The 9,016-nt window shown below is 73.3% G+C and carries 11 protein-coding genes; all 11 read right to left on the reverse strand.

Going from position 1 to position 9,016, the window contains the following annotated elements; genetic code table 11:
* Positions 1 to 89 precede the first annotated feature (89 nt).
* The gene (locus ACZJYS_RS20175) at positions 90 to 485 is read right to left on the reverse strand and encodes a cytochrome C oxidase subunit IV family protein (RefSeq protein WP_493180089.1); all 396 of its coding nucleotides are present in this window, start codon (positions 483 to 485) and stop codon (positions 90 to 92) included.
* Complete coding sequence (locus tag ACZJYS_RS20180; RefSeq protein WP_493180090.1) at positions 482 to 1,111, reverse strand: cytochrome c oxidase subunit 3; 630 nt, start codon at positions 1,109 to 1,111, stop codon at positions 482 to 484. The genes ACZJYS_RS20175 and ACZJYS_RS20180 overlap by 4 nt, the downstream gene beginning before the upstream one ends.
* On the reverse strand, positions 1,108 to 2,799 hold the full coding sequence (locus ACZJYS_RS20185) for a cytochrome c oxidase subunit I (RefSeq protein ID WP_493180091.1): 1,692 nt from the start codon (positions 2,797 to 2,799) through the stop codon (positions 1,108 to 1,110). Before ACZJYS_RS20185 ends, ACZJYS_RS20180 begins: the two co-directional genes overlap by 4 nt.
* A complete protein-coding gene (coxB, locus tag ACZJYS_RS20190) occupies positions 2,796 to 3,770 on the reverse strand; it encodes a cytochrome c oxidase subunit II (protein ID WP_493180092.1) in 975 nt (324 codons plus the stop codon). Before coxB ends, ACZJYS_RS20185 begins: the two co-directional genes overlap by 4 nt.
* A complete protein-coding gene (locus tag ACZJYS_RS20195; RefSeq protein ID WP_493180093.1) occupies positions 3,767 to 4,576 on the reverse strand; it encodes a thioredoxin domain-containing protein in 810 nt (269 codons plus the stop codon). Before ACZJYS_RS20195 ends, coxB begins: the two co-directional genes overlap by 4 nt.
* Positions 4,573 to 4,947: a hypothetical protein gene (locus tag ACZJYS_RS20200; protein WP_493180094.1), complete on the reverse strand. Its 375-nt coding sequence runs from the start codon at positions 4,945 to 4,947 to the stop codon at positions 4,573 to 4,575. Before ACZJYS_RS20200 ends, ACZJYS_RS20195 begins: the two co-directional genes overlap by 4 nt.
* Complete coding sequence (locus tag ACZJYS_RS20205; protein ID WP_493180095.1) at positions 4,944 to 6,002, reverse strand: hypothetical protein; 1,059 nt, start codon at positions 6,000 to 6,002, stop codon at positions 4,944 to 4,946. Before ACZJYS_RS20205 ends, ACZJYS_RS20200 begins: the two co-directional genes overlap by 4 nt.
* A complete protein-coding gene (locus ACZJYS_RS20210) occupies positions 5,999 to 6,493 on the reverse strand; it encodes a c-type cytochrome (RefSeq protein WP_379649706.1) in 495 nt (164 codons plus the stop codon). The genes ACZJYS_RS20205 and ACZJYS_RS20210 overlap by 4 nt, the downstream gene beginning before the upstream one ends.
* A complete protein-coding gene (locus ACZJYS_RS20215; protein WP_379649708.1) occupies positions 6,490 to 7,008 on the reverse strand; it encodes a DUF3341 domain-containing protein in 519 nt (172 codons plus the stop codon). The genes ACZJYS_RS20210 and ACZJYS_RS20215 overlap by 4 nt, the downstream gene beginning before the upstream one ends.
* Positions 7,005 to 8,357, reverse strand: a complete 1,353-nt coding sequence (gene nrfD / locus ACZJYS_RS20220) for an NrfD/PsrC family molybdoenzyme membrane anchor subunit (protein ID WP_493180096.1) — start codon at positions 8,355 to 8,357, stop codon at positions 7,005 to 7,007. The genes ACZJYS_RS20215 and nrfD overlap by 4 nt, the downstream gene beginning before the upstream one ends.
* Positions 8,354 to 9,016, reverse strand: a 663-nt coding sequence (locus tag ACZJYS_RS20225) for a 4Fe-4S dicluster domain-containing protein (protein WP_493180097.1), incomplete at its 5' end; no start/stop codon positions are given. The genes ACZJYS_RS20225 and nrfD, both read right to left, overlap by 4 nt.

Below are 9,016 nucleotides of genomic sequence, written 5' to 3' on the forward strand. Positions count from 1 at the left end.
TTCGCACCGGCGCGCGGAAAAGGCTCTGGCTCATTGTTTTCTCAAGCATTCTCACGCGAGCAGGCGAAGCAGCCTGCTTGCGATCTGCTCTAGAAGCCGGAGCGGCCGCCCGCAGTCTCCGGCGGCTCCATCGTCCTGTATTCCATGTGCTCCGGCTGGGTCAGCGGCGCGCGCGTGGCCTGGTCGGCGAAGACCAGTGCGGCCAGGAACCCCACCCAGAGCAGCCAGGCCCCGCCCGCCAGCCGCAGCAGCGGATCGGGGCGGCGCAGATGCATGAAGAACAGGCCGATCAGCAGCATCTTGGCGGCGGCGATGCCGAGGCTCACGGCCATGTTCCACCGGCCCATCGGCAGGTAGGCCAGGGCGCAGCTGGCCAGGGCCAGCCCCACCAGAACCAGCCACACCGGCAGGCTGCGCGCCAGGATGGCCCCGGCGCTGCGCGGCGTGGCTTCCCCCAGGGAGCGCTTGCTCGAGCGCCCGCTCATGCCGCGCGCCCGTCGAGATAGAGCAGCGGGTAGAGAAACATCCACACCACGTCGATCAGGTGCCAGTACAGCGCCGCCGCCTCGAAGGCCGGGCTGCGCCAGGGGCGGCGGCCCAGCACCGCCTGGCCGCCCAGCCACGCGATGGCGGAGAGGCCGCCCAGCAGGTGCAGCCCGTGCAGCCCGGTCAGCAGCCAGTAGAAGGCGAAGGCGATCCGCGCCGCCGGCTGCTCCATGGTGAAGCCGGGGCCGGGCCAGAGCCCCTTCGCCAAGTCCGCGCGCCATTCCAGCCCCTTCAGGCACAGGAAGGCCAGGCCCAGCGCCAGGGTCAGCCCGAGCGCCCGGCCCGCCAGCCGCGGCAGCTCGGCCCGCGCCGCCTGGGCGCCGACCGCCATCGTCAGGCTGCTGGTCAGCAGCAGCAGCGTGTTGGCCGTGCCATAGACGATGTCGGCCTCGCGCCCGGCCGCGGCGAAGGCCGCCGGATGGAACCAGCGCGTGGCGATGAAGGCCAGGATCAGCCCGCCGAACAGCAGGGCCTCGCTGGCCAGGAACAGCCACATGCCGAAGCTGGCCGCCTCGCGCTGGCGGCGCAGGCTGTGCCACGGCTCGCGCAGCGCCCCGCCGCTCACAGGTTGCCGCCCTGGTTCTGGTGCGGCTCCCGCTCGGAATGGTGCGGGCCCTCCGCCTCGGGGTGGTAGAGATAGGGGCCCTCCGCCACCACCGGCAGCACGCCGAAATTCCCGCGCGGCGGCGGCGAGGCGGTGCGCCATTCGAGGCCCGTGGCATCCCACGGGTCGTCGGTCGCCCGCGCGCCGCGGAACAGCGAGAAGGTGAGATAGGCCATCGGCAGCAGGTAGGCCGCCGCCAGCAGCACCGCGCCGCAGGAGGACATGACGTGCCAGATCTGGAACTCGGGCGGATAGGCGGCGTAGCGCCGCGGCATGCCGGCGAAGCCCATGACGAACATGGGGAAGAAGGTGAAGGCGAAGCCGAAGAACATCAGGATGGCGGCGAAGCGCGCCCAGCCCTCCGGGTAGAGCCGCCCGGTGATCTTGGGCCACCAGAAGGAGAGGCCGCCATACAGCGCCGTCACCGCGCCGCCCACCATGATGAAGTGGAAATGCGCCACCACGAAGTAGGTGTCCGTCACGTGCACGTCGATCGGGATGGCGGCCAGGAACAGCCCGGTCAGCCCGCCCAGCGTGAACAGCCCGATGAAGCCGAGGGCGTAGAGCATCGGCGCCTCGAAGGTGATCTGGCCGCGGTAGAGGGTGAAGGTCCAGTTGAAGACCTTGATGGCCGAGGGCACGGCGATGACGAAGGACAGGAAGGAGAAGACCAGGCTGGCGAAGAGCGACTGGCCTGAGACGAACATGTGGTGCCCCCAGACCAGGAAGCCGACCACCGCGATCCAGAGGATGGCGTAGACCATGAAGGTGTAGCCGAAGATGCGGCGCCGCGCGAAGCAGGTGACGATCTCGCTGATCACGCCGAAGGAGGGCAGGATCATGATGTACACGGCCGGGTGGCTGTAGAACCAGAACAGGTGCTGGAACAGCAGCGGGTCGCCGCCCTGGGCCGGGTCGAACACCGGCAGGCCGAAGGCGCGCTCGGCCACGATCAGCAGCAGCGAGGCGGCCAGCACCGGCGTCGCCAGCACCATCACCACCGAGGTGCCGTAGAGCGCCCAGACCAGCAGCGGCAGCCGGAACCAGTGCATCCCCGGCGCCCGCAGCAGGTGCACCGTGGCGATGAAGTTCAGCCCCGTGGCGATGGAGGAGAACCCCGCCAGGATCACCGCCAGCGCCGCCAGCAGCACGTAGCCGTTGGAGAACATGGTGGAGAAGGGCGTGTAGAAGGTCCAGCCCGTGTCCACCCCGCCCGCCACCAGCGCCACCACCAGCAGCAGGCCCGCGCCCACGAACAGGTACCAGCTCAGCAGGTTCACGCGCGGGAAGGCCAGGTCGCGCGCGCCGATCATCAGCGGCAGCAGGAAATTGCCCAGCGTGTTCGGGATGGAGGGGACCAGGAAGAACCACACCATCACCGTGCCGTGCAGGGTGAACATGCGGTTGTAGGCGTCGGCCGTCATCAGGTCCTGCTCGGGCGTGAACAGCTCCAGCCGGATCATCACCGCGCCGAAGCCGCCGATGACGAAGAAGGCCAGCAGCGTGGCCATGTAGAGCAGCGCGATGCGCTTGTGGTCGGTCGTCAGCAGCCAGGAGCCGAGGCCCTGCTCCGCCGTCAGGTAGTTGTCGGGCCAGGGCTCGGCCGGCCCCTCCGCCGGGCGGACACGGCCCGCCGCCAGCTCGCTCACGGCTCGCTGCTCATGTTTCGTGGCTCCCCGGGGGACGCGCCCCGCGCCGGCATGGACATCAGGTAGGCCAGGATGGCCTGCAGCTCCCCCTCGCCGAGGATGCCGGCGAAGGGCGGCATGACCGGCTCGTAGCCGGCCGCGATGTCGCGGCGCGGCTGGAGGATGGAATCGCGCAGATAGGCCTCGTCCGCGCGGCGGACGCTGCCATCGGCCAGGGCGACCTGCCGGCCGTAGAGGCCGCGCAGCTCCGGCGCGTGGACGCGCGAGGCGGGCGCGTGGCAGCCGGAGCAGCCGACGCTCTCGAACAGCGCCCGGCCTTCCCGCGCCAGGTCGTCGGCCTGGGGCTGGGCGGCCCGCCAGCGCGCATAATCCTCCGGCTCCATGACGACCACCTTGCCCAGCATGCGCGAATGCAGCGTGCCGCAATACTCGGCGCAGAACAGCGGGAACTCGCCGGTCTGCGTCGGCTTCAGGGAAAGCTGCGTCATCCGCCCCGGCAGCACGTCCTGCTTCAGGCGGAAGGCGGGCACGTAGAAGGAATGGATTACGTCTTCCGAGCGCATCACCAGGCGCACCGGCTCGCCCCGCGGCAGGTGCAGCGCGTCGATCTCCCGCGCCCCGTCCGGGTGGCGGGCCTTCCACATCCATTGCCGGGCCAGGATGTGGATCTCCAGCGCGTCCGGGTCGCCGCGCTGCCCGCCGAGCACGGCGATGCTGGCCCAGGCGAACAGGAACATCGCCAGGAAGGCGGTTGCGGCGGTCCAGCCGACCTCGACCTCCTTTTGGATCAGCTCCGGCAGCTCGCCGCGCCGCGCCGCCGAGCCGCGCCGGTAGCGGATGGCGAAGCCCAGCAGCAGCGCCGCCACCAGCAGCACGATGGCGCCGCTGATCGCCAGCATGGCGATGACGAAGGCGTCCACCCCCGCCGCCACCTCCGACGCCGCCGGGGGCCAGAAGGCGATGCCGCTCATGCCCGCCGCTCCCGCCGCAGCGCCCAGAGCATGAAGCCGCCGAGCGCCAGGCTCGTCGCCACGCTGCCCAGCATCAGCACGCGCCGGACCCAAGCGGTCCAGACCCCCCGCGCCGCGTCGAAGCCGTAGCAGAACAGGCGCAGCCGCTCGCCGAGGCTGCCCAGCCGCCCCTCCGCCGCCTCCACCAGCGCCAGGCGCAGGGCGCGCGGGTCCAGCTCCAGCCCGCCCAGCACGCGGGAGAGCCGCCCGTCCGGCGCCAGCACCAGAACCCCGAGCGGATGCGCGTAGCTGTCGGTCTCCGCGTCGTAGCGGGCCTCGTAGCCGAAGGCCGAGCGCGCCGCCTGCAGCGCCGCCGCGTCGCCGCCCAGGAAGCGCACGGCGCCGGCGGGGGCGGCGGGGAAGTGCAGCGCCTTCATGGCGGCGGCGGCGCCGGGGCCGTCCTTCGGGTCGAGCCCGAGCGCCAGCACCGTGTAATCCGCGCCGGCGCGCAGCCCGGTCTCCGCCAGGGTGGCGGCGGCAAGCCCCAGCGCCGTGCCGCAGAGCACGGTGCAGGTGTAGTCGGCGAAGACCAGCACGGCCGGGCGGTCCTGCTGCGCCGCGCCCGCCCGCACCGGGCGCCCGGCCTCGTCGCGCAGGGCCAGCCCTGGCGGCAGCGCGGCCCCGGGTGGCGGGTGCAAGGCCACCCCGGCCAGTTGCGCCTCCGTCAGCGCGGCCCGGGCGGCGCCCGGTAGCAGCGCCGCCAGCAGCGCCGCCAGCAGGGCCGCCATCAGGACTGCCAGCAAAGCCGCCCCGGCCAGCCGCCTCATGGCGCGGCCTCCCGCCGGATGGGCGGCGGCGGCGCGGCGGGCTGCTCCAGCGGGTCGTAGGCCGCCGCGCCCCGGGTGGCGATGAGCGCCATCGCCTCGGCCACCGCGCGGCGCGGCGGATCGTCGCCGGCCTCGAGCTGGGCGTCCTGCGCGGCCCGGAAGTCGCGCAGCGCGGCGGCGGGGTCGGTCTCCAGCCGCGGCGGCGCGAAGCGCTCGGGCGGGCTGTAGCGCTCCGGCGCCTGCGCCCAGCGGTAGAGGAGGAACAGCCCGGCCATCACCAGCGCCAGGAAGGCCGCCGTGCCCAGCCCGACGCCCAGGATGGCCCAGGACCGCAGCGCCAGCGTCTCGCGCCGCTCCAGGGGGTTGCTCATGCCGCCCGTCCCTGCGGGGCGGGGGCCAGCCATGCCGCCAGCGGCCGGTAGGCCAGGCCGAGCCACAGCCCACCCATGGACAACATGGCAAGGGCGGCGGCCGGCAGGCTCCACGGCCCCGCCGCCGGAGCCACCAGCCAGGCGTGGTGCAGCGACAGCCCCGCCAGCAGCCAGGGCGCCAGCCGCGCCTGCGCCGCCGGGCTGCGGCGCAGGCCGCCCGGCAGCAGCACCAGCAGCGGCAGCAGGCCGGAGAGCAGCAGCGACAGGGCTTCCAGCCAGAGCCAGGGGGATGCCTGGCGCGCCAGATACCACGCGGCCTTGTGCGGCAGGTTGCCGTACCAGATGACCAGATACTGGCTGAAGCCAAGATAGAGCGCGCCCAGCACCGCCGCCAGCAGCAGGCCACCGAGATCGGCCGCCGCATCCTCCCCCGCGCCGCGGCACAGCGCCGCCCAGGCCAGCGCGGCCAGCAGCTGCGAGACCAGCAGCGACAGGCCGAAGGCGGTGGAATGGAAGTGCAGCGCCAGGGACAGCACCCAATCGAAGCCGAGCAGCGTCACCGCCACGCCGTGCAGGACGAGGCCGAGCGCGGCAACGCCCTGCCGCGCCGGGCCCTGCTCCAGCCGGAGCAGCAGCCAGGCCAGGGCCGACCACAGCAGCAGGGCCAACCCCGTGCGGAGGATGAAGCCGGCAGCGTTGAGATAAAGCCGCGCTACATCCGGATGGCCGGCGAGCTCCGGCTCCACCACCCAGGGGTAGAGCACGCCGAGGCTGAGCAGCAGGGGCAGGGCCAGTGGCAGGAACAGGGGCAGGCTGCCCGCGGCCGGTGCCAGCACCGGCCGCAGCGCCGCGCCCCAGCGCCCGCCGGTCAGGGCATGGATGGCCAGCAGCGCCAGCGCCCCCAGCGCGATGCCCAGCCAGAACAGCAGCGCCGCCAGCCAGCCCGCCGCCAGGGCGGGCCGTGCCGCGGGCCACAGGAGGAGGGCCAGCCCCAGCACCGCCGTGCCGCAAAGCCCGAGGGGAAGGGCCATCCCCTGCCAGGGGGGCGGCCTCACGGGGCGGCCTCCGCCGCCCGCGGCAGGCGGGAGAGCTGCAGGGCGCGGATATAGGCCACCACCGCCCAGCGGTCGGGCGGCGCCAGCCGGTCGCCATAGCCGTACATGATGCCGTAGCCATCGCCGATCACGTCGTAGAAGTGCCGGGCGGGCGCGGCGCGCAGGCGGGCCGTGTGGTAGCTGGGCGGGGCGGGGAAGCCGTGGCGGACGATCATGCCGTCGCCCGCGCCGGCGGCGCCGTGGCAGGGGGTGCAGAAGATGGCGTACTGCGCCTCCCCCCGCGCCAGCAGGGCGGGGGTCGCGGGCGGCGGCGTGGCGGCGGCGGCCTCCCGCGCCAGGTCGCCCTGCGCCACCACGCCCTCCGGGGGCGGGCGGGCGGTGGTGCCGTCCTGCCACAGGCCGCTGCGCTCATAGGTGTCGAGCCGCCGCTGCTGCGCCATGTCCAGCTTGCAGCCGGCGAGCAGCAGCAGGGCGCAGGCGGCGGCCCTCACGGCTCCACCGCCCGCACGGAGAGGGGGCCGAGCCCGTCCAGCAGCGCCGCCAGCCGAGCCGGCTCCAGGCCCGGCTCGTCCACCGCCAGGAAGAAGCCGTCCTGGCTGGCGCGCGCGAAGCCGCGTGCGGCGAAGACCGGGTGGTGCAGGCGCGGCAGGCCGGTGCCGAGGAAGAAGCCGAGGAAGCCGGCGACGCTGGCCGCCAGCACCCCGCCCTCGAAGCTCAGCACCAGGAAGGTGGGCCAGCTGTTCAGCGGCCGGCCGCCGAGGTTCAGCGGATAGCCGATCACGGCGCTGTACCAGCACAGGGCATAGACCAGCGCGGCCGCCGCCAGGCCCGCCCCCAGCATCACGGGGCGCAGGCGGGGGCGGGGCAGGGCCAGCGCCTCGGCCAGCTCGGGCACGGAGAAGGGGGTGTGCGCGTCCAGCCCGCGCAGCCCGGCCTGCCGCGCCCGCCGCGCCGCCGCCACCAGCGTCTCCGGGTCGCGGAACTCGGCCAGCAGCAGCCCGCTCATGCGCCGCTCCGCTGCCGCCGCAGCAGCTTGCCCATGTCGTGCATGGCGACGGCCGGCAGCAGCCGCGCGAAGCCCAGCATCAGGAAGGCGAAGAAGCCGAGCGAGCCGGCCAGGATCAGCCAGTCCCAGAGGGTGGGCGAGAACACGCCATGCATCGAGGGCAGGTGCCCGTGCGACAGGGTGTTCCAGATGATCAGCACGCGCTCCAGCCACATGCCGATGTTCAGCACCACCGCGACGCCTACCACGGCGGGGATGCTGCCGCGCAGGCGGCCTGACCACAGCAGCTGCGGCACGAGCAGGTTGCAGCCGAGCATGGTGAAGTAGAGAGGCGCGTAGGGGCCGGTGAAGAGCGCGCGCAGATGCTCGCGTTCCGCCCGATCCTCCGCCTGCCACGCGGAGAACCATTCGGTGCCGTAGCACAGCGCCATGCCGAGCGAGCCGGCGAGCAGCACCTTGCCCATCACCGCGAAGTGCCGCGGCGTGATGATCGCCTGCAGGCCCAGGTCCCAGCGGATCAGCGCCGCCAGCACCACCACCATGCCGAAGCCGGAGAACAGCGCGCCGACCACGAAGTAGGGCGGGAAGATCGTCTCCTGCCAGCCGGGCATCAGGCTGGCGGAGAAATCCATCGCCGCCACGCTGTGCACCGAGACGACGAGCGGCAGCGCCATCGCCGCCAGGGTGCGGTAGAGCGTGTCGTGCAGGTGCCAGTGGCGGGCCGAGCCGCGCCAGCCCAGCGCCAGCACGCCGTAGATCACCTGGCCGGCGCGGCTCTGCGCGCGGTCGCGCAGCGTCGCCAGGTCCGGGATCAGGCCGAGATAGAAGAACATCAGAGAGAACGTCAGGTAGCTGACGATGGCCGCGAAATCCCACACCAGCGCGCTGCGCCACTGCGGCCAGAGGCCCTGGGTGTTGGGGTAGGGGGTCAGCCACAGCGCGTAGTGCGGCCGCCCCAGATGCAGGATGGGGAACAGCCCGGCGATGCCCACCGCGAACAGCGTCATCGCCTCCGCGAAGCGGTTGATGGCCGCCCGCCAGGGCTGCCGCGTCAGCAGCAGCGCCGCCGAGATGAAGGTGCCGGCATTGCCGATGCCGATCCACCAGACGTAGTTGGCGATCGGGAAGCCCCAGACCACGGCGGTGTTGTTGCCGAGGATGCCGATGCCGCGCAGGAACAGCCAGGCGGTGCAGCCCGCGAGCAGCAGCGTCAGCATGCCCGAGACGGCGAAGGCGATGCGCCAGGGGCGCCCGGCGCGGCGCCGCATCAGCGGGTCCGCCACCAGCCCGACCAGCGCGCCGTAGCTGGTGCCGCGGGGCAGCAGCGCCTCCTCCGGCCCGGCGCTCATGCCCCGGGGTCCTCCAGCGCCGGGTTGGGGTTGCGGATCTGCGCCAGGTAGGTCGTGCGCGGCCGCGTGCCGAGATGGCCGAGCAGCGCGTAGTGCTGCGGCTCCCGCCGCAGCGCGGCGACGGCGGCGCCCTCCTGGCGCAGGTCGCCGAAGATGATGGCCGTGGTCGGGCAGGCGGACTGGCAGGCGGTGCGCACCTCGCCCTCGCGCAGGGCGCGGCCCTCGCGCTCCGCGGCACGCCGGGCGGCGCTGATGCGCTGGGTGCAGTAGGTGCATTTCTCCATCACCCCGCGCGCGCGCACCGAGACCTCCGGGTTGCGCTGCGCCGCCACCACGGGCGCGCCCTGGTTGGCGTATTCCTGCCCGTCGGCATAGCCGTGGAAGTTGAAGCGCCGCACCTTGTAGGGGCAGTTGCCCTGGCAGAAGCGGGTGCCGACGCAGCGGTTGTAGACCTGCACGTTCAGCCCCTCCGCATCGTGCACCGAGGCGGCGACGGGGCAGACCGGCTCGCAGGGCGCGGCCTCGCAATGCATGCAGGGCACGGGCTGGAAGCCGGGGCGCGGCCTGTCCTCCGGCCCGTGGCTGTAGGTGTCGATGCGCAGCCAGTGCATGTCGCGGCCGCGCGCCACCTCCTCCGGCCCGACCACGGGGATGTTGTT

The sequence above is a fragment of the Roseomonas sp. TS2 genome, from assembly GCF_058833935.1.

Excerpts from the sequence above, each read along its gene's own strand:
- ACZJYS_RS20175 (WP_493180089.1), bottom strand. The coding sequence starts at position 485 with ATGAGCGGGCGCTCGAGCAAGCGCTCCCTGGGGGAAGCCACGCCGCGC.
- coxB (WP_493180092.1), bottom strand. The coding sequence starts at position 3,770 with ATGAGCGGCATCGCCTTCTGGCCCCCGGCGGCGTCGGAGGTGGCGGCG.
- ACZJYS_RS20195 (WP_493180093.1), bottom strand. The coding sequence starts at position 4,576 with ATGAGGCGGCTGGCCGGGGCGGCTTTGCTGGCAGTCCTGATGGCGGCC.
- ACZJYS_RS20200 (WP_493180094.1), bottom strand. The coding sequence starts at position 4,947 with ATGAGCAACCCCCTGGAGCGGCGCGAGACGCTGGCGCTGCGGTCCTGG.
- ACZJYS_RS20215 (WP_379649708.1), bottom strand. The coding sequence starts at position 7,008 with ATGAGCGGGCTGCTGCTGGCCGAGTTCCGCGACCCGGAGACGCTGGTG.
- nrfD (WP_493180096.1), bottom strand. The coding sequence starts at position 8,357 with ATGAGCGCCGGGCCGGAGGAGGCGCTGCTGCCCCGCGGCACCAGCTAC.